Raw genomic sequence first — 19,212 nt, forward strand, 5'->3', positions numbered from 1 at the left:
AGCCAATCGAATTTCACTTGATTCTTTCTGGACTTGGCTGAAGATATCCACAGGGGTTTTTGCATGCTTTTGCAGGCGAGTCAGGGGCAGTCCGGGTCGGCGCATGTCGTCGTGCTGGGCAACGAGAAGGGCGGGTCGGGCAAGTCCACCACCGCGCTTCACGTCGCCGTTGCCTTGCTCAAAGCCGGGCAGCGCGTTGCCACGATCGACCTCGACTCGCGCCAGAAGAGCTTCACCCGTTACATCGAGAATCGCCGGGCCTGGGTCCAGCGCACCGGGCTCTCCCTCGAATTGCCGCACCACTGCTGTGTTGCCCTGGGCTCCAGCATGCAGATCGGCGAGAACGAGATGTCCGAGTTCGAGCAGTTCTCGGCCGCCGTCAGCGCGGTGGAGCGAACCTACGACTTCATCGTCATCGATACGCCCGGGACCGACAGCTACCTGATGCGCCTGGCGCACTCGATGGCCGATACGCTGGTCACGCCGATCAACGACAGCTTCCTCGATTTCGACGTTCTTGGTTCGGTGGACCCGGCGACCTATTCGGTGATCGGCGAGAGCCACTACGCGACCATGGTGAAGGTTGCGCGCAAGCAGCGCCGCGACCTCGACGGCGCGACCACCGACTGGATCGTCGTCCGGAACCGGCTGTCGATGCTGGGATCGCGCAACAAGCAGTTGATCGCAGAGGGGCTCGACCAGCTCTCGTTCCGACTCGGTTTCCGCCCCGTGGACGGGTTCGCCGAGCGCGTGGTTTACCGCGAGTTCTTCCCGCGGGGCCTGACTGCCCTCGACGATCTGGACGAGGCGACCTTGGGCACCCGCCCGAACATGGCCCATGTGACTGCCCGCGAGGAGGTGACCGGCCTGTTGCGTCACCTGAAGCTCCCGCTCGACGAGCGAGGCCGCCGCCGGGCCGCGACCCGTGCTGAATGGTTCGCCCAGGTCGACCGCCCTCTCGAAAATCATGGGCTTACGGCCTAAATTTAAGGCTGAACTGCCGGGTTCCTTTGCGTTCCCGGAGCAGTTCCATAGCCAAAAGAGCGAATTTTTATTGCAAAATTCGAACGTATCGACGAATAGGCGGTTGTTATTTACCTGCGGTAGACCAAGCGGCGCGTTTGGCTGCCGGTGGCACGTTTGATGCATCGCACAATTTACTGGTCTCTGTCAGAGACATGACGTGGAATTAAGTTGGTTTGTCGCTAGTCTGTCATCATCTAACTGGACAAGTGACAAGGATTCTAAAACACTGTGTCGTGAAGGGCGGTCTGGACGAAATTCCGACTGGCACCTGACAATTCGAGGACGTGATGAAGCGCGGAATTTTCATCCTGCTTGGTCTGTTTGCGATCGTCGTTGTCGCGTATTTCACCGCGAGCAAATGGGCGATCCGTCACGAGACTCTGACGTTCTACGATGCCGCGCGTAATCGCCAGATCGATGTCGCGATTGCTGTGCGCCGTGACAAGGAAATGCAGGCAAATGCCGGCATGCTCACTTTGCCGGTGGCCGTGGTGAATCACGGCAATACCGTAAAATTCACAGAATACTCTTTCCTCGCTAACGTGCTTGCGGCTCGCGGATATTTCGTAACCAGCATTCAGCATGATCTGGCGACCGATGCTCCGTTGGTCACCAAGGTTGGCGAGCTTTATGTCGGACGCCTGCCGGTCTATCAGCGCGGCGTGGCGAACATCGAATTCGCAGTCGACCAGATGCGGAAAATCCAGCCCAACGCAGATTACGATCGTCTCACGCTGGTTGGACATTCCAACGGCGGCGACATCTCGATGTACTTCGCCAAAATGCATCCGGAGAACGTGAGAAAGATTGTCACGCTGGATAATCTTCGCGTGCCGTTCCTCACCGAAGGCAAATTCAAGATCCTGTCGTTCCGTTCGAAAGACCCCGTTTTTAAGGCCGATCCTGGCGTCGTGCCGGATGATGATACGTGCGATCAGTCCGGGATCACCGTGGTCAACACGGGCTTCCAGCATACCGACATGAGTGATCGTGGGCCTGATAATGTGAAGACGTCTATCCAGGGCGTTCTCGACAAGTTCCTTGCCGAAGACAATAGCAAGCTCGCGCCGGTCGATACGACCAAGAAGATCTCCATGCCGAAGCCTGACTCCGTGGCGCAGGTTGCCCCGCCCATCAACTAACGAAGTTGCGATCACGGTTGGTGTCGCCGGACTTACCCCGGCGCATCGCACGTTTGCGTGAAACAACCCCATCGCAAATGATTCCTGCTTGCTCTCGCCACATTCCGTTGGTGGCATAACTTCTGCTTGTTTGGATGTATCCAAATGGCAAATGAGGTGAGAGCCATGCCCGTCAACTCTTTTCAATCTCCCGGTCTGGTTCCGTCCGTGAAAGACCAGATCGCTCACGTCATCAGTGACGATGAGTGCATGTCGCGCCTGGCGCGCGCCGTGGCTGAGCACGATGACCGGCGGCTGAACGAGGTCGTCGAGCTTATCGGGCGACTCGCGGTGCCGATCGAGTAGGGCGATCCTTTAGCGATCTTTCGCCTGAGAATTGACCAAGCGCTCTCCACGCTCCACATAGGACTCGCCCCCAACCGCGAGATCCGATGACCCGCGATCCGACCATTCCGAAATCCCGCGAGCAGCCCGTCACAGGGCGCGGTCGCACGGAGCGGGACGTGCAGACATCGGCGTCGGCCGACATCGCCGCCTTCGTTGCCAAGGCGCGGGCGATGACGCCCGGCAAGGCGGGGACGGGCCGGCTGATCTTCGCGCTTGATGCGACCATGAGCCGTCAGCCGACATGGGACATGGCGTGCCAGCTTCAGGCCGACATGTTTCGTGAAGCCGGCAGCATCGGCGGACTTTCGGTTCGCCTCGTGTACTACCGCGGTTTGAACGAGTGCCGCGCGAGTCCATGGATTTCGGATACGGCGCATCTCGCCAGACTGATGAGCAGGATCGATTGTCAGGGCGGGCGGACCCAGCTTGGGCGCGTGCTGGCGGACGCGCGGCGCGAGGCTGTCGCCTCCGGCGTGCGTGCCATCGTCTTCGTGGGCGATGCGATGGAGGAAAACGTCGACGCATTGTGCGCCACTGCGGGCGAACTCGGGTTGTTGAAAGTGCCGTGCTTCATGTTTCAGGAAGGCAACGACCCGGCGGCGGAGGCGGCGTTCCGTGAGATCGCGCGGCTGACCGGAGGGGCGTGGTGCCGGTTCGACATGGGTTCGGCTGCGCAGTTGCGTGAGCTTCTGCGCGCGGCAGCCGCCTACGCCGCAGGCGGGCGCGATGCCCTCCTGAGGCTGGCGAAGAACACCTCGGGCGCTGCGGCTTTGCTTGGGCAGATGAAGTAATCGTCAGCAGGACAGGCGCGGCGTTATTTCGCAATATATCAGCTTAACAAATCCCGATATCACCATAGATCAGGTATGCGTGTCGGTAGCGCGCACTGCCGACGAACGATTGCAAGGATGATTCTACGCCATGCCGACCCTGATCGCAGGCATTGTCGCTGTCGCGCTGCTTTACGTGGCGCTGAACATCATCAAGGGCGCCGATCCGAAATGGCTCGCGAAGATCATCCGTGGCGGCGGCGGCGTGGTGACGTTGGCCGCGGCGCTGTTCATCGGGGCCAGAGGCGAGCTTGCGGTGGCGATCCCGCTCGGCATTTTCGGCGCAGGTCTGCTCGGGTGGTCGCCGTTCGGCGCGCAGCTCGGTTCGGCCTGGGGCAACTACGGCCCCGGCGCCTGGAAATCACAGGGGCAGAAGTCCCAGGTAAGGTCCCAGTTTATAGAGATGACGCTCGACCACGACACTGGAGCGCTTGAGGGGCTTATTACCGCCGGACCCGAAGCGGGGCGCGTACTCGACGAATTCACGCTCGACGAACTGATTGCTCTTGCGCGCGGGTTCGACGCCGAGAGCTGGGCTCTTCTGGAAAGCTATCTGGACCGCCGGTTTCCCGCCTGGCGTGAGCACGCGCAGGGCGAGGGGACAGGGCGGAGTGGAAGCGAGGATCGCCGCCCGGCGCCGAGTGGAAAAATGACGACGGAGGAGGCCTATCAGATCCTTGGCCTGAAGCCGGGTGCGGGGCGCGACGAAATCGGCAAGGCCCATCGTGGGCTGATGAAGAAACTGCATCCCGACCAAGGGGGCTCGACGTACCTCGCTGCCCGTGTGAACGAAGCCAAGGACACTCTTCTTCGCAATCATCGCTGACTCCAGCACGCAACATCACGCTACAAACTGCGAGCAGCCTTCCTCTGATTGAAATGCCCCTGCGGACGCCCGCCGTTGTCCGGCGTGATCGATCCTGCGATTAAGGTTTTAGAGACCAAATCTTGAAAAATGGTTGAATGCGCGCGCGCCCCGCAAAAAAGATAAAGCCCGCGGCACAACCGCGGGCTTTGTTTTTCCGATCTTGAATTGTGTTTTCGCGATCAGTTCCTGATGGCGATGCAGGAAATATCGGAGCGCTTCAGCGTGCGGCATGCAGCTTCGGCGGAGTCCTGATTGAGGCCGGCGAAGCGTGCGCGGTAGAGCGTCTTGTTGCCCTTCGACACGGTCTCGGTGAACGGATCGGCGTCGCTCAGCAGTCTGCTGGCGCTGCCGCGGGCCGCGTCGAGACGCTGGCGAGCTTCGCTCTCGGTTTCGAGGGCGCCGACCTGAATGATCCATCCCGAGCGCACGGCGGTCTTGATCGCGCCGTTGTGCTGCACGGTCTGGGTCTGCGCCGGCTGTGCAGGTGACAACGCGGCCTGTTGAACGGGCTGTGGAGCAGGCTGCTGCGGCGGAGCGGTGGAGGTCTGGAGAGCGACGGCCTGCGCGCCGAGCGTGGTGGGCGGTGCGCCGCGGCCGGGATCTGCATAAGCCAGCGTCTGCGCGTGCGGGGTCGATGACGAAGGGCTCGGGGCGGGAGCGGAGCCGATGATGCCCTGACCGATGCCGTTGCTGGTGTTGGGCTGAGCCGGGAGCGGAGCGGGGAAATCGCTGCGCGGTTGATTGGAAGCGACCGGCCAGGGCTCGGCACGGCGGTCGGCCTTGGTCTCCGCTTTGGCTTCGGCCTTTGTTTCGGCCCTGGCGACAATGGCCTTCGAGGTTTCTGCAACCTCGGCCTTCTGCGGTGCCGGGATGGCGCTGGTGGCAACCGGAGCAGGTGAACCCGGGGCCGCGGAAGCAACCTTGGTTTGACCCATGCGGACCTGAACCGTCTTGACGCGCACGGGTGTCATCGGTTCGGCGGAACCCGGAATGGCTGCGAAAGTCTGCGAGGAGATCACGCCGCTGGTGAGCGGAGCGGGAGCTGGCTTGTCCTGAGCTTCAGCAACAGCTCTTGCTGGTGTCGCCGGTGTTGCGCGCGGAGCGGGAAGCGGAACGGCTTCCGGCGGCGTCGATGCGACCTTGATCGCGCCCTGGACCTGAACCGCTGCGGCGGGCGTGGACTTGGATTCAGCCTTGGCCTCGACCTTGGTCTCGTCTTCATCGTTGTCATCCGCGCTCGCAACCCTGGTGTCGCCGCGTTCGGTGATGGCGGCAACGGTGCGGCGGGTCGAGGCCGCGTCGAGGTTTTCGGCCAGCAGGTTGCGCATGATCGCATCGCGCGAACCGCCGCTGCGTCCACCCATCACAACGCCGACCAGATAGCGATTGCCGCGCTTCATCGAGGTGACGAGGTTGAAGCCGGAGGCGCGGGTATAACCGGTCTTGATGCCGTCGACGCCTTCGACGCGGCCGAGCAGCTTGTTGTGGTTGCGGATCGAGCGGCCCTTGTAGTTGAACGCTTCGGTCGCGAAGTAGCGATAGTATTTCGGGAAGCGGTCCTGAATGGCGCGGCCCAGCGTGGCCTGATCGCGCGCGGTGGTGACCTGATCGCTGTCCGGAAGACCCGACGCGTTCTTGTAAACCGTCTTGCTCATGCCGAGCGCCCGCGCCTTGCGCGTCATCGCCTTGGCGAAATCGTCCTCGTCGCCGGCAATCGCCTCGGCGATCACGACGGCGGCGTCGTTGGCGGAGCGGGTCACGAGGCCCTTGATCGCGTCCTCGACGCGAAGTGTCTGACCGGGACGCAGACCCAGCTTGGTGGGCGCCTGCTGCGATGCGTGGATCGACACGTCCATTGGTGTATCGAGCTTCATCTTGCCGCTCTCCAGCCGCTCGAACAGCATGTAGAGCGTCATGATCTTGGTGAGCGAAGCGGGGTGGCGCAGGCTGTCGGCGCTGGTGGCCTGAAGCGTGTTGCCGGAATTGGCATCGACGATGATCGAGGAGAAAGAGGGGCTGTAACTGGATACGGCGGCGTGGCTGCGGTGCCGGTGACGCCGCCGGGCGTCGGCGGTGTCGAGCGTAAAGGTGACGGCCACTGAGAGGGTGGCGACGCCGAGAAGGCAAAGGCGGAGGGCGCGTGAAGACGCCGACGATTTGACCCCAAGCATGAATTTCCCCGTCCGATTCCCAGTTTATTCGCCTCGTTCTGAGGCCAAATTTGGTCCGGCCACAGCCCAATTTCGGGAGCTGGGTCGTCCACGCGAAGCCGCGGCTCGGGAGCCGGTGCCGGATGTTCGCTGATCCGGGCTAAGGCATTGGAACCGCGCCGCTTTTCGAATTCATCGCCGAATGCAAAAAGCACAGGGAATCAAAGTAGGTGGCCACGGTTTCAAAAGGGTTAAGCAAGAGTTTCCGCGATGCTTCACTTTTGTCTCGGATTTGAGACGATTGTGCGACGCACAAGATTCTTGACTTCTATTGTGCAATGCAGTACTACCAAAGTCGTGGTTAGGGAGCCGGGTACCTCCCGGCAGGTCAGGTCATCAGTCTGGGAAAGGACTCTGTGTAATGGTCAAGGTTGAAGAATTTCAGCAGTTCGGCAAAGAGCAGTTCGACGCAGCGGTTGCATCCGCCAACACCTTCTCGAGCGGCCTTCAGTCGATTGCTACCGCTTACGGCGACTACGCCAAGAAGTCGTTCGAAGACACCAAGACCTTCGTTGAGAAGCTGTCCGGCGTGAAGTCGATCGAAAAGGCCATCGAGCTTCAGACCGAATACGCGAAGACCTCGTACGAAACGTTCGTTGCTGAGTCGCAGAAGATCGGCGAACTCTACACCGATCTCGCCAAGCAGGCGTTCAAGCCTTTCGAAGGCATCGTCGCGAAGGTTTCGGCGACCACTCACTAATTTTACGGTTCTCTACCAAGAGAAAAAGCCCGGCTTTGCAGCCGGGCTTTTTTGTTGCCGTGATCTGTTTTGTTTACTTCGCGATGCGCAGTTTCGACAGCGCGGTGCCGATCGAACTGAATGCCGTATTGATGCCGCTGGCGCTGGTCGTCGAGAAGTAGTTACTGCTGCTGCTCGCGCAATACGACATCACGCTCGAGTTGTTGTCGTTGTTGGTATTCACCTGGATCGTATAGATCTGTATGCCGGCGGCTTTTGCGTTGTCGCACAGCAGCCTCTGGCGGGAATCGATCGACGACTGGCTCGAACTGTAGCGGTTCTGGGTGTTATCGCCGTCCGAAAGCAGAATGACGGCTTTCGTATACTTGAAGTTGGAATCTTCAGCAGGCGCGTTCAGCGGTGCCTGTTGGAGCAGCGAAATCCAGCCCCATGCCATGCCGATGGCCTGGTTGGTATTGCCCTGCGGCTGCATCTCATCGACCTTGTTCTTCAGAGCGGTCCAGTCATAGGTCAGAGGCATTATTTCGGCGGGGCAGTCCGAGTAGTTCTCTGCCGGGAACTGGGTGGCGCGATCGGTCAGGTTGTTTGCGGTCGCGGTCGTATTGTATGGCGCGGTGCTCAGCGTGTCATAATTCTGGTCGCGATCGGAGACGCAGCCAGTCCAGCCATTGGACTTCGTCGACGTCCAGTTGCCGTTGGCGTTGTTACAGTCGCTCTGCGTCATGAAGCCGATGGCGCTTCCCCACCAGTTGGCGCACTGGCCAAGGTCCCACCGCAGCCACTTCGCACTCTTGTTTCCCGTTCCGACGTTGACGTCTTTCGCGAACGGAATGATGGAGATGTAAACGTCGCCATCGGTCTTGGCGGCGGTCTTCAAGGTGTCGATCAGGCTCTTGGCGGATGTTTTCAGGGCATCCATCTTGCCCGAGCTCGCCATCGATCCGGTGTTGTCGAGCGCCAGCGCCACGCGCAGCTTGGTGGTGCCCCAAACCGTGGTCGAACTCGCGCCGAAGTCGAGCTTGGGAAGGCCGACCATCTTCATAAAATCGGTGTCCATCGAGCCCGAGCCGGTGAGTACCACCTTCGAGCCCTGGGACGTGCTGTTGGTGTAGACCGCGTTCACGGTGACGTTCTGCGCTTCTGGATGGTTGAACAGCGCGTTGAAGTAAGCCTGCGCCTTCTGGTTGATTTGAGAGGCGGTCAGGGCGGTCACGTCCTTTGAAATCATCAAGGCCGCTGTATCGAGCGCCGACTGCATGGCGGTACGGGCATTGTTGACGCGGGCATAGTCGACGGCTGCGCCGACGAAACCCAGGAGCGGGACGATCGCAATGGCGAACAGCACGGCAACATTGCCGCCTTCCGCACGGCGGAAGCGGGCGAGCGGTCTGCGGACCCGATTGAAAATCGATGCATCGTTCATGGCGTCACCAGAAGAGTAGGGTTCTGGGATGCGGGATAGGCCGGAGGCGTGAAGAGGTAGTAAAATGCTGCGGTGAATAACGGGTACACCTGAGGACAAGGCGGCCGGCGGCGCCTGTGTCGCGGTTTCATGGTCAAGGCCGAGTTGCGCACCTGGTTCGAATTTTATCGATTCGCCGGCCGGGTAGGCCGCATCTGAGGCAATGGAACGCTTGAAAATGGATGCAATGTTCATGGCGGTCACCAAAAATGGTCCTGCCATGTCGTAGAAGCCGGCGATGAAGGGGCGGTAAAAGTTGACGCCAATCTACGTAAAATGCCCCATAAAGCGGCTTGTTCCGGCCTTTAATCCCGATACATCCTCAACATCGTCTCAATGCGATGCGGCGAAATTGACGTGAATTCCGGGCACTTGCATTAACCACAGGCGGTGGTTGCGCCGATGCGACGCCATCTGTCCGGCACGGTTTCAGCCGGTAACGGTATGCTTGCGGGAGGGCGCGCGGCGACCCATATTGTTAATGTGATCAAAGGGCGCTTTGCCTCGGGCAGGGTTGCCGTTCCGTGGGGATTTTGAACTTTCAGGCCATGCTGCACGTGTCTTCATACCCGGTACCAGTCCCGGCACCCGAGGTGCCCGGCGAACGAACCTCCTCCTTTGGCCTGCGTATGAGCAAGGACGAGAACGACGGCAGCGGGCGAGGCAGTGGTCCGGGCACGTCTGTCATCACCAAAGTGAAGCCGAAGACCAAGCGGCCGAACCTCTATCGCGTCCTGATCCTGAACGACGACTACACCCCGATGGAGTTCGTTGTTCATGTTCTAGAGAAGTTCTTCAACAAGGACGTTGAAGCCGCGACCACGATCATGTTGCATGTGCATCATCATGGCATCGGCGAATGTGGCGTTTTTACCTACGAGATCGCCGAAACCAAAGTGACGCAGGTGATGGACTTTGCCCGGAAACACCAACATCCTTTGCAATGCGTGATGGAAAAGAAGTAGCATTTGAGTCTCGTTCGTTTTGTGGGAACCGGATGAGATTTCGAGAGTACGTACAAACAGGTTGCAGGAACTGATCAAGCCCGAACCCGACGACAAACGATCAAACGAAATGGCGGGGGCCATTAAGGGACGCGAATGCCGACTTTCTCTCAGAGCCTTGAACAATCCCTGCACCGTGCGCTTGCCATCGCAAACGAGCGGCATCACCAGTATGCGACGCTCGAGCATCTGCTGCTTTCGCTGATCGATGACTCGGACGCTGCTGCCGTGATGCGCGCATGCAGTGTCGATCTCGACAAGCTGCGCGGCAGTCTGGTCAACTATCTCGAAACTGAATTTGAAAACCTGGTCGCGGAAGGTTCCGACGACGCCAAGCCGACCGCCGGATTCCAGCGCGTCGTGCAGCGCGCGGTAATCCATGTGCAGTCCTCGGGCCGCGAGGAAGTCACCGGCGCCAACGTGCTGATCGCGATCTTCGCGGAGCGCGAAAGCCATGCCGCGTATTTCCTGCAAGAGCAGGACATGACGCGCTATGACGCGGTGAACTACATCAGCCACGGCATTGCCAAGCGTCCCGGTGTGTCCGAGGCGCGGCCGGTGCGCGGCGTCGATGAGGAAGCCGACACCAAGGGCAACGATGATTCCAAGAAGAAGGGCGAGGCGCTCGAGACCTATTGCGTCAACCTGAACAAGAAGGCGCGCGACGGCAAGATCGATCCGGTTATCGGCCGCCACGCCGAAATCAACCGCGCCATTCAGGTGCTGTGCCGCCGCCAGAAGAACAATCCGCTGTTCGTCGGCGAAGCGGGTGTCGGCAAGACCGCGATCGCGGAGGGCCTGGCAAAGCGCATTGTGGACAGCGAAGTGCCGGAAGTGCTGGCAGCGTCCACGGTCTTTTCGCTCGACATGGGCACGCTGCTTGCGGGCACGCGCTATCGCGGCGATTTCGAAGAGCGCCTCAAGCAGGTGATCAAGGAGCTGGAAGCGCATCCCAACGCGATCCTGTTCATCGACGAAATCCACACCGTGATCGGCGCGGGCGCCACCTCTGGCGGCGCGATGGACGCATCCAACCTGCTGAAGCCGGCGCTGGCTTCCGGCACGATCCGTTGCATGGGTTCGACCACCTACAAGGAATATCGCCAGCACTTCGAGAAGGACCGCGCACTGGTGCGCCGGTTCCAGAAGATCGACGTCAACGAGCCGACGGTCGAAGACGCGATCGGCATCCTCAAGGGTCTCAAGCCTTACTTCGAGGACTACCACAAGCTGAAGTACACCAACGATGCCATCGAGGCGGCGGTGAACCTCTCGGCGCGTTACATCCATGACCGCAAGCTGCCGGACAAGGCGATCGACGTGATCGACGAGTCGGGTGCTGCGCAGATGCTGGTGCCGGAGAACAGGCGCAAGAAGACCATCGGCATCAAGGAAATCGAGACCACCATCGCGACGATGGCGCGGATTCCGCCGAAGTCGGTGTCGAAGGATGACGCCGAGGTGCTCAAGCATCTCGAGACGACCCTGAAGCGCACGGTATTCGGTCAGGACAAGGCGATCGAGGCGCTGGCCGCGTCGATCAAGCTTGCCCGCGCCGGCCTGCGCGAGCCGGAGAAGCCGATCGGCTCGTACCTGTTCTCGGGTCCGACCGGCGTCGGCAAGACCGAAGTCGCCAAGCAACTGGCGGCGTCGCTTGGTGTCGAACTGATCCGCTTCGACATGTCGGAGTACATGGAGCGCCATACCGTGTCGCGTCTGATCGGCGCGCCTCCGGGCTATGTCGGCTTCGATCAGGGCGGCCTGCTGACCGATGGCGTAGACCAGCATCCGCACTGCGTGGTGCTGCTCGACGAAATCGAGAAGGCGCATCCGGATCTCTACAACGTGCTGTTGCAGATCATGGACCACGGCAAGCTGACCGACCACAACGGCAAGCAGGTCAACTTCCGCAACGTCATTCTCATCATGACGACGAATGCCGGTGCGGCCGATCTTGCCCGTCAGGCGTTCGGCTTCACGCGCAACAAGCGCGAAGGCGACGATCAGGAAGCGATCAACCGGCAGTTCGCGCCGGAATTCCGCAACCGTCTCGATGCCATCGTGTCGTTCGCGCATCTCAACACCGATGTCATCGGCATGGTGGTCGAGAAGTTCGTGCTTCAGCTCGAAGCGCAGCTTGCGGATCGCGACGTGACCATCGAACTGTCGGAGCCCGCCAAGGCCTGGCTGATCGAACACGGCTATGACGAGCAGATGGGCGCGCGGCCGATGGCGCGTATCATTCAGGAGCACGTCAAAAAGCCGCTGGCGGACGAGGTGCTGTTCGGCAAGCTGAAGGGCGGCGGACATGTCCGCGTCGTGCTGGTGAAGGACGAGCAGGACGTCGACAAGATCGGCTTCGAGTTCGTCGAAGGTCCGGTCACGCCGAAGCCCGAGAAGCTGCCAGGATCGCGCAAGCGTTCCGCGCCCCGCAAGCCAAAGGGCGGCGATGGTCCAAAGGGCCCGACCAAGCCTTTAATGAAGGTCTGATCAGGCTAAAGAGAACAAAAAAACCCGGCGGTCCAGCGATCGCCGGGTTTTTGCTATTTTGATCTGCTTTTCGACATTCTCGGCGGCGAGACTGTTGCGATGAAGTGGCGGCACCCGGGGAAGTGGCTTGCGGTTGGCGTGATCGTGACGCTAGCGGCGACGCTTGCGCGTGCAGATGAACCCGACGATCCGCCTGCGGCTCCAGCACCTGCTGCTGCCACAGCGAAGGATGGCAACACGCGCGAAGCGATGTGCCTGATGATCGAATCCGCGGCGTCCGCGCACGGTCTGCCTCTGGAATTCTTTGCGCGCGTCATCTGGCAGGAAAGCCGGTTTCAGCCGGACGCAGTGGGACCGATGACACGGAGCGGGCAGCGCGCGCAGGGCGTAGCGCAGTTCATGCCGGGGACGGCCAGCGAGCGGCGGCTGCTCGATCCGTTCGATCCGGTGCAGGCGCTGCCGAAATCGGCCGAGTTCCTGCAAGAGCTGCGCGAACAGTTCGGCAATCTCGGGCTTGCAGCGGCCGCTTACAATGCGGGGCCGCGGCGGGTGCAGGAATGGCTTGCCGGCACCGGTTATATGCCGTCCGAAACCCGCAACTACGTTTATGCAATCACCGGTACGTCGGTCGACGACTGGGCGTCTGCGGGCAAGAACGGCGCGATCAAAGACCGCACGCCGCCCGCCGGCTGCCGCGAACTGATGGCGCTGTTGCAGCGTGCACCCAACCCCTTTGTCACGGAGCTTGCCCAGCGCGTGAAGCTCGGCGCGGCGATGCCATGGGGTGTGCAGCTTGCCGCCGGGTTCTCGCGTGACAAGGCGCTGGCGATGTATGCCCGCTCCATGACGCGATTGAGTGCGATCATCGGCGATCGCGATCCGAGCCTTCTCAGCTCGATCTTCCGCAGCCGCGGCACACGCCCGTTCTATCAGGTGCGGGTCGGGGCGGACACGCGGGCTGCCGCCAATGAGTTGTGCGATCGCATCAGACGGGCGGGGCAGGCGTGCATCGTGCTGAAGAACGCGGAGCAGCATGGTTAACTGCCGCCAGTGCTGAACGCCGCCGAAAATTACAGGAATCTGTTGTGACGGTTAACGCCGCGGCCAGATCGCGAGCGAAAGGAACTCAATATTTGCAGGCATAACTTCAATTCGTGCAGTGAACTTTATGCTCAACGAAATGCTAACGCGATGCTGACGATTTTCGCTTAAGTTTTGCGAAACCGTTTTCCAATCATCTGATCGGGGGCAGCGAAAGCGTTTCGCCGCAGTCTGTGAGGAGGCCGTCGTGCTGACGTTCGGGATTATCGGAATAGCATTTGCAACCTTGTGTGTTCTCGGTTCGCTGTCGTCATCCGCGCGCGAGCCTTCGATCTGATTTGGATCTGATTTTAACGCCGCTGTTTGCGGCGAATGTTCTCGGCGCGCACCGATAGCGATGCGCGTCCTGCAAGCTGTGCAATTGAGCGGTACGGCTCCGCGAAATTAGCGTCCCCGGTCCCTTGACGGCGGCGCGTTTCAACCGCGTGATGAATCCAACGATTCACCCGGTATTCCACCCCTTGGCACTTCCCGCCCTCGATTCCCCGAAATGGCTAAGCACGCCCATCGCATTCGCGCTCGGGGTAAAATCCGCGCTGTCGTCGATTCTGGCGCTCGTGCTGTTCGGGACCTTCATCGGGGTCGGCGCATTCGCCCATGATACCGGCTTCACGCTGGGCTGGGCGCTGGCCAGCACGGTGCTGGTCTGGGCCGGGCCTGCGCAAATCATACTGATCTCCACATCCCATGCCGGCGTGACGCTTCTGGAGTCGGCGCTGGCGGTGACCATCAGCGCGATCCGGCTGTTGCCGATGGTGGTTTCGGTGCTGCCGATGTTGCGGACGCCGCAGACCAAGATGCGCCAGCTTGCGCTGCCGGCACATCTCGTGGCGGTGACGGTCTGGGTCGAGAGCTTTCGTCTGCTGCCGCATGTCCCGCGCGAGCGGCGGATCGCATTCCTGAACGGCCTCGGCTTCGGACTGGTGTTCCTGAGCAGTGTAGCCACGCTGATCGGCTACGGACTTGCCGCGAGCTTGCCGCCGCTGCTCGCCGCCGGCATTCTCGCGCTTACGCCGCTGACATTCCTGCTGTCCACGGCGCGCAACGCGCACAAGCTGGTGGACAAGCTGGCGCTCGCGCTCGGGCTTGCGCTCTATCCGCTGGTGCAACTGCTGCAAACCGGCGTCGACATCATGATCTGCGGTCTGACCGCCGGCACGATTGCCTATGGCGTTCATCGGATCCGGAGGCGCGCATGAGCGGACTGTTCGGCGATGGACAGGCGATCGCGCTGCTGCTGTTCGCGGGCTTCCTGTCGAACGAGGTCTGGCGCGTGCTCGGTCTCGTGATCGGCGGCGGGATCGATGAGAGCTCGGAGTTCCTGGTCTGGGTGAGGGCGGTCGCCGCTGCAATTCTTGCAGGCGTCATCGCGCAGATTCTGATTTCACCACCCGGCGCGCTCGCGACCGTCCCCGACGTGGTGCGCTATGGCGCGGTGGCCGTCGGTTTTGCGGTCTTCATCGCGACGCGCAGATCGGTGTTCGCCGGCGTAATCGCCGGTGAAGTCGTCGTGCTCGCGGGCAAGTGGTGGATGGGCTGAACCGCTCTGCGGCTCAGCCGTTCAGCGCTGCGATCAGCCGCGTGGCGTGATCTTCCAGAACCTTGACGTCTTCCTTGCGGCTTGCCGGCGGCAACAGCGCGACGCCCTCAACCCGTGGCATGACATGGACGTGCAGGTGATAGACGACCTGGCCCGCTGCCGGCTCGCTGAACTGTTGCAAGGTGATCCCGGCGGCATTGAAGGCTTTCATGCCGGCGACCGCGATTTTCTTCGCCGTGCGGGCGACATGCGCGAAGCTGTCGGGCGAGATGTCGAGAATGTTCCGGGCCGGAGCCTTTGGGATCACCAGCGTATGTCCGGGGCATCGCGGCATGATGTCCAGGAAGGCGAAGGTGTGTTCGTCTTCATAGACTTTGTGACAGGGAATTTCGCCGCGCAGGATCTTCGCGAAAATGTTGTTGGTGTCGTAAGCGGTCATGGTTCATCCCGGAAAAAGAGGCGCGTCACATTCGCCGCCCAGCGCCGCGCGGTCAAGCGGGGTTGCCTCAAGGATGGCATGTCAGGAATTCACCGTGGGCTCCGGTATTCCAGTGGCAATCTCATCGATCCTGTCGGCGAGATCGGCCAGATCGCGATGAAGACCGTCCAGCGTGTAGGCGAGGCCGAAAGTACGCCCGACCGCATTGAAATCCAGCGCGCGCATGACACCGGACTGCCGCAGGCCGCTGAACGTTTCCGTGAAAGCAAAATGCGCGGCGGACAGGTCTTCGCGTGAAACCACGGTGACGGCGTCGAGGGCGATCGCGCATCGCTGCGTCAATTCGGCTTCGGCGCGCAGCAGGTTCGCGGCTGCAGGCGCCAGCGTTGAGGCGATCGTGGCCGGAAGGGGTTCGCGGAGCACGTTGCCGATCGCGACGAGATCGTTGCGCACGCGCCAGAGCGTTCGCGGGATCGCGGAGGGAATGCGATGATCGGCAAGACGAGAGGCGCGCTCCCTGTCGGCATCTTTCAGCGCCTGCTCGACGGCGGTCAGCGCCTGCCTCAGGGCCGCGTGTTCGAGCGAGGGAGCCAGCGCCTCGCCGCGATCGAGCGCCTCCGCTTCCGCGAGCAGGAGCTTTCGCATGCGTGCCAGTACGGTGACCGAGCGGGCCACGACGACGGTATGGGAGCGCGCGGGAAATATCAGCACCATTGCCAGCACGCCGATCACGCCGCCCAATCCGATCTCGACAATGCGATCGAGAACGAACTGCTCGACTGGCGCGCCGGCCGGTTCGGTCAGCAGCATGATGGCGGCGGTGACCGGCGCCACCCGCAACTGAGGGCGGACCGCTGCGCCCCACACAGTGATGCACGTGACAAGGACGAGGGCGACGCCAATGCCGAGCGATGTGTTCGAATGAAATGCCGCTGCCAGTCCGCCGAAGACCGCGCCTGCCAGGGTGCCGATCATGCGCTCCGTGGCCGCGCCGAGCGTCCCGCCGATCGACCCTTGCATGACAATGATGACGGTGAACACCGCCCAGTAGCCCTGCGGCAGGCCGAGACTCTTGTAGGCCGCATAAGCCGCACCCACGGCAATGGTGACACGAACGGTCTGGCGCAGCTCGGAGGCGCGGCGCGTCAGGAATTCGCGGGTCCGGTCAGCGATTGAACTCAAGGCATTTCCCGCAGCGGTGTTGTGGTCGGCAAGTGAAGCTCAGGTTAGGCGGCTTGCGCGGCGGCCACAATGCCGGCGCTCAGTCGTCACCGTTGGCCTTGCGGAACGGACCGGCCTCGGTGAGTTCGCGCACGGCCTGCTGCACGTAGCTTCGCTCGTGCTTGAGATAGTCGCGGATCGCCCGGCGCAGCGCGGGATCGGCGATGTAGTGCGCGGAGTAGGTGGTCTGGGGCAGGTAGCCGCGGGCGATCTTGTGCTCACCCTGTGCGCCGGCCTCGACGCGCTTCAGGCCGCGCCGGATCGCGAAGTCGATGGCTTGATAATAGCAGACCTCGAAATGCAGGAAGGGATGGTGCTCGACAGCGCCCCAGTGGCGGCCGAACAGCGTGTCGGAGCCGATGAAGTTGATCGCACCGGCGATCCATTTGCCGTCGCGCTTTGCCATCACCAGAAGCACGTCTTTCGCCATGGTCTCACCGATCATGGTGTAGAACGCGCGGGTGAGATAGGGCCGTCCCCACTTGCGCGAGCCGGTCTCCATGTAAAATTCGAAGAATGCGTCCCAGACGTCGGGCGTGATGCCGTCGCCGGTCAGGGCATGAATGGTGATGCCGTTGGCGAGCGCGTCGCGTCGCTCGCGGCGGATCGCCTTGCGGTGACGCGAGGCCAGCGTGGCGAGGAAATCCTCGAACGTGCCGTAGCCTTCATTGCGCCAATGGAATTGCTGGTCGGTGCGTTGCAGGAAGCCATGTTCGGCGAGGAGCGTCCATTCGTCTTCGCGGGCGAAGGTGACATGCACCGATGAGGCGTGCGTGGCGCCGCACAGCGCGATCAGGCCGCTGGCCAGTGTCTCGCGGATACGCGCGGCATCCGGGCCGTTGCCCACGAGCAGGCGAGGGCCAGTCGCCGGGGTGAACGGAACGGTGGCCTGCAATTTCGGGTAGTAGCTTCCGCCCGCGCGCGCATAGGCATCAGCCCAGCCGTGGTCGAACACGTATTCGCCTTGCGAGTGATTTTTCAGATAACCGGGCACGATGCCGACGGCTTGCCCATTCATCCTCGCCACCAGATGGCGCGCAGCCCAGCCGGTGCGCGCGATGGCAGAGCCTGACTCTTCCAAAGCTGCAAAAAAGGCGTGCGTCACAAATGGATTGTAGCTGCCATCTGAATTGGCACACGCATTCCACTCGTCGGCCGGGACCTGGCCGACTGAGGAGACCGCTTCAAGGGTGATCTCGCAGGAATCCGTCAAAGGGAAGGGGTACCGTGGCCGTGAGAAAACCGAAACCGTTCAGCATTATAGATCGGTTCTTGCGCGGATGGCTTCAAGTATCTGGCATCGGATGGCTGGTATCGCGCGTTCGGCTTACTCCGGGATGAAACCCTCGAAAGTCATCTGGTCGGCATTTCGGGCGCTGCGTGCGCGCTGTTCCGGGGTCCGCACAGTCCACGTGATCAGCGCGCAGCCAAAGATGTTGCGTGCGATCCAGGGCGCAGGCGACGGCAAATCGTCGACCCGGTAGCTGACGAAATGCGGCTGCGTGCGGAACGCGTGGCGCAGGCCTGTCATCTCACGGGTTTTCTCGGGCGGCAGCCGCGTCCACTCGCCCTCGGTGTAGTGTCGTTCGGCCACGATGCCGCGCGGCAGACCGGGCATCAGGTCGCGCAGCGCCATCACCTGATCGGGATCGAACGACATCGCGGCGACCGGTCCGCTGTACGACGTCAGCACTTCGGCCATTCGCCTCACCAGCGTCCGGCTGCCGTCGAAACGGCTTTTCACCTCGAGCACCAGCGGGACGCGTCCGGCGACGCGCGCGCAGAGATCGCCCAGCGTCATCATCCGTTCTGCGGTGTGCCTGAAGCCGACCTGCTTGAGCTGCGCCGCGGTCAGCGACAGCAGTTCGCCGGTGCCTTGGGTGAGCCGGCCCAGCGCGTAATCATGGTGGACCATCGCCTCATTGTCGGCGGTGGCTTGAAGATCAACCTCGATCGCAAAGTTGCCGGCAACCGCTGCGTCGACTGCCGACGGCATGTTCTCGATGATGCCGCGCGCGCGGTCATGCAGCCCGCGATGGGCGATTGGCCGTGCCGTGAGCCAGCCGGGCGCGCGCGCAGCCATCAGTTTGATTTCTTGAGCATGATCTTGTCCGAAAACCGGTTCCCACTTTTCGGGATCATGCTCAGGCGACCTCGAAGATGCCTTCGACTTCGACCGCGGCGTCCGAGGGCAGGGCGGCCACGCCGACCGTGGTGCGCGCATGGCGGCCTTTGTCGCCGAATATTGCCACCATCAGATCCGATGCGCCGTTGAGCACCTTCGGCCCTTCGAGGAAATCCGGTGTCGCGTTGACGAAACCGCTAAGGCGCACAACGCGGGCAACCTTGTCGAGATCGCCGAGCGCCATCTTGACCTGCGCCAGCAGGTTGATCGCACAGCCGCGTGCGGCGGCGGCGCCTTGCTCGGTGGTCACGCCGGCGCCGAGTTTGCCTTTGGCGATCAGCTTGCCTTCCGGGGTGTTGCAGACCTGGCCCGATACGAACAGCAGATTTCCGGTGCGAACAAAGCCGACATAATTCGCGATGGGAGGGTTGGGCTGATGCAGCACAATACCCAACTCGTTCAACTTCTGCTCGACCGTTCCCGCCATGTCAGTCCCCGATGTTTTATCTGAGTATTTGCCCGGAGTGAGGTCCGGCGTTCATGCCGATGTGTCGGGCGCGCCATATTTCGCCCATCGTGCATTCACATGCAAGCGCGCAAGGCGTGCGATTTTTGCCGGATATTCGGGGCAATTTTGCGTTTTTGCCCCGGTTGCGGCGCAATGCTG

Annotated in this window: 18 protein-coding genes; 11 read left to right on the forward strand and 7 right to left on the reverse strand. The window is 61.6% G+C overall.

All coding sequences use genetic code 11. The features are described from left to right. Positions 1-63 precede the first annotated feature (63 nt). The 5 genes from ACP7AL_RS11780 (at position 64) to ACP7AL_RS11800 (ending at position 4,211) form a co-directional block, all read left to right on the forward strand. The gene (locus ACP7AL_RS11780; protein WP_425991477.1) at positions 64-984 is read left to right on the forward strand and encodes a division plane positioning ATPase MipZ; all 921 of its coding nucleotides are present in this window, start codon (positions 64-66) and stop codon (positions 982-984) included. Between the two features lie 329 nt (positions 985-1,313). After that, positions 1,314-2,168 (forward strand): alpha/beta fold hydrolase, encoded by an 855-nt coding sequence (locus ACP7AL_RS11785; RefSeq protein ID WP_425991479.1) that lies wholly within the window; start codon positions 1,314-1,316, stop codon positions 2,166-2,168. 165 nt (positions 2,169-2,333) lie between these two features. Next, positions 2,334-2,513, forward strand: coding sequence for a hypothetical protein (locus ACP7AL_RS11790; protein WP_425991481.1), 180 nt, complete (start codon positions 2,334-2,336; stop codon positions 2,511-2,513). Positions 2,514-2,599: 86 nt separating this feature from the next. After that, a complete protein-coding gene (locus ACP7AL_RS11795) occupies positions 2,600-3,346 on the forward strand; it encodes a VWA domain-containing protein (protein ID WP_425991483.1) in 747 nt (248 codons plus the stop codon). A 130-nt stretch (positions 3,347-3,476) separates the two neighbouring features. After that, positions 3,477-4,211 (forward strand): DnaJ domain-containing protein, encoded by a 735-nt coding sequence (locus tag ACP7AL_RS11800; RefSeq protein WP_425991485.1) that lies wholly within the window; start codon positions 3,477-3,479, stop codon positions 4,209-4,211. 221 nt (positions 4,212-4,432) lie between these two features. Here ACP7AL_RS11800 and ACP7AL_RS11805 read toward each other — a convergent pair whose 3' ends face one another. Beyond that, the gene (locus tag ACP7AL_RS11805) at positions 4,433-6,424 is read right to left on the reverse strand and encodes a serine hydrolase (protein ID WP_425991487.1); all 1,992 of its coding nucleotides are present in this window, start codon (positions 6,422-6,424) and stop codon (positions 4,433-4,435) included. Between the two features lie 400 nt (positions 6,425-6,824). Here ACP7AL_RS11805 and ACP7AL_RS11810 point away from each other — a divergent pair, with 400 nt between their 5' ends. Beyond that, positions 6,825-7,163, forward strand: a complete 339-nt coding sequence (locus tag ACP7AL_RS11810) for a phasin family protein (RefSeq protein WP_006020947.1) — start codon at positions 6,825-6,827, stop codon at positions 7,161-7,163. A 73-nt stretch (positions 7,164-7,236) separates the two neighbouring features. On the opposite strand, the gene ACP7AL_RS11815 is transcribed toward ACP7AL_RS11810, so the two are convergent. Next, positions 7,237-8,586: a pilus assembly protein TadG-related protein gene (locus ACP7AL_RS11815; RefSeq protein ID WP_425991489.1), complete on the reverse strand. Its 1,350-nt coding sequence runs from the start codon at positions 8,584-8,586 to the stop codon at positions 7,237-7,239. 668 nt (positions 8,587-9,254) lie between these two features. Here ACP7AL_RS11815 and clpS point away from each other — a divergent pair. The 5 genes from clpS (at position 9,255) to ACP7AL_RS11840 (ending at position 14,760) form a co-directional block, all read left to right on the forward strand. Then, positions 9,255-9,590 (forward strand): ATP-dependent Clp protease adapter ClpS, encoded by a 336-nt coding sequence (gene clpS, locus ACP7AL_RS11820; RefSeq protein WP_024575101.1) that lies wholly within the window; start codon positions 9,255-9,257, stop codon positions 9,588-9,590. 135 nt (positions 9,591-9,725) lie between these two features. Beyond that, complete coding sequence (clpA, locus tag ACP7AL_RS11825; protein ID WP_425991491.1) at positions 9,726-12,119, forward strand: ATP-dependent Clp protease ATP-binding subunit ClpA; 2,394 nt, start codon at positions 9,726-9,728, stop codon at positions 12,117-12,119. A gap of 99 nt (positions 12,120-12,218) precedes the next feature. Continuing rightward, positions 12,219-13,160 (forward strand): lytic transglycosylase domain-containing protein, encoded by a 942-nt coding sequence (locus tag ACP7AL_RS11830; RefSeq protein ID WP_006020943.1) that lies wholly within the window; start codon positions 12,219-12,221, stop codon positions 13,158-13,160. Positions 13,161-13,681: 521 nt separating this feature from the next. After that, on the forward strand, positions 13,682-14,419 hold the full coding sequence (locus tag ACP7AL_RS11835; protein ID WP_425991494.1) for an AzlC family ABC transporter permease: 738 nt from the start codon (positions 13,682-13,684) through the stop codon (positions 14,417-14,419). After that, positions 14,416-14,760: an AzlD domain-containing protein gene (locus tag ACP7AL_RS11840; RefSeq protein ID WP_425991496.1), complete on the forward strand. Its 345-nt coding sequence runs from the start codon at positions 14,416-14,418 to the stop codon at positions 14,758-14,760. Before ACP7AL_RS11835 ends, ACP7AL_RS11840 begins: the two co-directional genes overlap by 4 nt. Positions 14,761-14,773: 13 nt before the next feature. On the opposite strand, the gene ACP7AL_RS11845 is transcribed toward ACP7AL_RS11840, so the two are convergent. The 5 genes from ACP7AL_RS11845 to ACP7AL_RS11865 form a co-directional block, all read right to left on the reverse strand. Next, positions 14,774-15,199: an HIT family protein gene (locus ACP7AL_RS11845; RefSeq protein WP_024921489.1), complete on the reverse strand. Its 426-nt coding sequence runs from the start codon at positions 15,197-15,199 to the stop codon at positions 14,774-14,776. A gap of 81 nt (positions 15,200-15,280) precedes the next feature. After that, a complete protein-coding gene (locus ACP7AL_RS11850) occupies positions 15,281-16,381 on the reverse strand; it encodes an FUSC family protein (RefSeq protein WP_425991498.1) in 1,101 nt (366 codons plus the stop codon). 79 nt (positions 16,382-16,460) lie between these two features. Beyond that, positions 16,461-17,633 (reverse strand): GNAT family N-acetyltransferase, encoded by a 1,173-nt coding sequence (locus tag ACP7AL_RS11855; protein ID WP_425991500.1) that lies wholly within the window; start codon positions 17,631-17,633, stop codon positions 16,461-16,463. 114 nt (positions 17,634-17,747) lie between these two features. Beyond that, positions 17,748-18,503: a glycerophosphodiester phosphodiesterase gene (locus tag ACP7AL_RS11860; RefSeq protein ID WP_425991502.1), complete on the reverse strand. Its 756-nt coding sequence runs from the start codon at positions 18,501-18,503 to the stop codon at positions 17,748-17,750. Positions 18,504-18,564: 61 nt separating this feature from the next. Next, positions 18,565-19,032 carry a RidA family protein gene (locus ACP7AL_RS11865; RefSeq protein ID WP_006020936.1) on the reverse strand — a complete coding sequence of 156 codons (468 nt, stop codon included), beginning with the start codon at positions 19,030-19,032 and terminating at the stop codon, positions 18,565-18,567. Between the last annotated feature and the right edge of the window lie 180 nt (positions 19,033-19,212).

Source organism: Afipia sp. DC4300-2b1, assembly GCF_049895725.1.
GTDB lineage: Bacteria > Pseudomonadota > Alphaproteobacteria > Rhizobiales > Xanthobacteraceae > Afipia > Afipia broomeae.

Excerpts from the sequence above, each read along its gene's own strand:
- ACP7AL_RS11780 (WP_425991477.1), top strand. The coding sequence starts at position 64 with ATGCTTTTGCAGGCGAGTCAGGGGCAGTCCGGGTCGGCGCATGTCGTC.
- ACP7AL_RS11785 (WP_425991479.1), top strand. The coding sequence starts at position 1,314 with ATGAAGCGCGGAATTTTCATCCTGCTTGGTCTGTTTGCGATCGTCGTT.
- ACP7AL_RS11790 (WP_425991481.1), top strand. The coding sequence starts at position 2,334 with ATGCCCGTCAACTCTTTTCAATCTCCCGGTCTGGTTCCGTCCGTGAAA.
- ACP7AL_RS11795 (WP_425991483.1), top strand. The coding sequence starts at position 2,600 with ATGACCCGCGATCCGACCATTCCGAAATCCCGCGAGCAGCCCGTCACA.
- ACP7AL_RS11800 (WP_425991485.1), top strand. The coding sequence starts at position 3,477 with ATGCCGACCCTGATCGCAGGCATTGTCGCTGTCGCGCTGCTTTACGTG.
- ACP7AL_RS11805 (WP_425991487.1), bottom strand. The coding sequence starts at position 6,424 with ATGCTTGGGGTCAAATCGTCGGCGTCTTCACGCGCCCTCCGCCTTTGC.
- ACP7AL_RS11810 (WP_006020947.1), top strand. The coding sequence starts at position 6,825 with ATGGTCAAGGTTGAAGAATTTCAGCAGTTCGGCAAAGAGCAGTTCGAC.
- ACP7AL_RS11815 (WP_425991489.1), bottom strand. The coding sequence starts at position 8,586 with ATGAACGATGCATCGATTTTCAATCGGGTCCGCAGACCGCTCGCCCGC.
- clpS (WP_024575101.1), top strand. The coding sequence starts at position 9,255 with ATGAGCAAGGACGAGAACGACGGCAGCGGGCGAGGCAGTGGTCCGGGC.
- clpA (WP_425991491.1), top strand. The coding sequence starts at position 9,726 with ATGCCGACTTTCTCTCAGAGCCTTGAACAATCCCTGCACCGTGCGCTT.
- ACP7AL_RS11830 (WP_006020943.1), top strand. The coding sequence starts at position 12,219 with ATGAAGTGGCGGCACCCGGGGAAGTGGCTTGCGGTTGGCGTGATCGTG.
- ACP7AL_RS11840 (WP_425991496.1), top strand. The coding sequence starts at position 14,416 with ATGAGCGGACTGTTCGGCGATGGACAGGCGATCGCGCTGCTGCTGTTC.
- ACP7AL_RS11845 (WP_024921489.1), bottom strand. The coding sequence starts at position 15,199 with ATGACCGCTTACGACACCAACAACATTTTCGCGAAGATCCTGCGCGGC.
- ACP7AL_RS11860 (WP_425991502.1), bottom strand. The coding sequence starts at position 18,503 with ATGGCTGCGCGCGCGCCCGGCTGGCTCACGGCACGGCCAATCGCCCAT.
- ACP7AL_RS11865 (WP_006020936.1), bottom strand. The coding sequence starts at position 19,032 with ATGGCGGGAACGGTCGAGCAGAAGTTGAACGAGTTGGGTATTGTGCTG.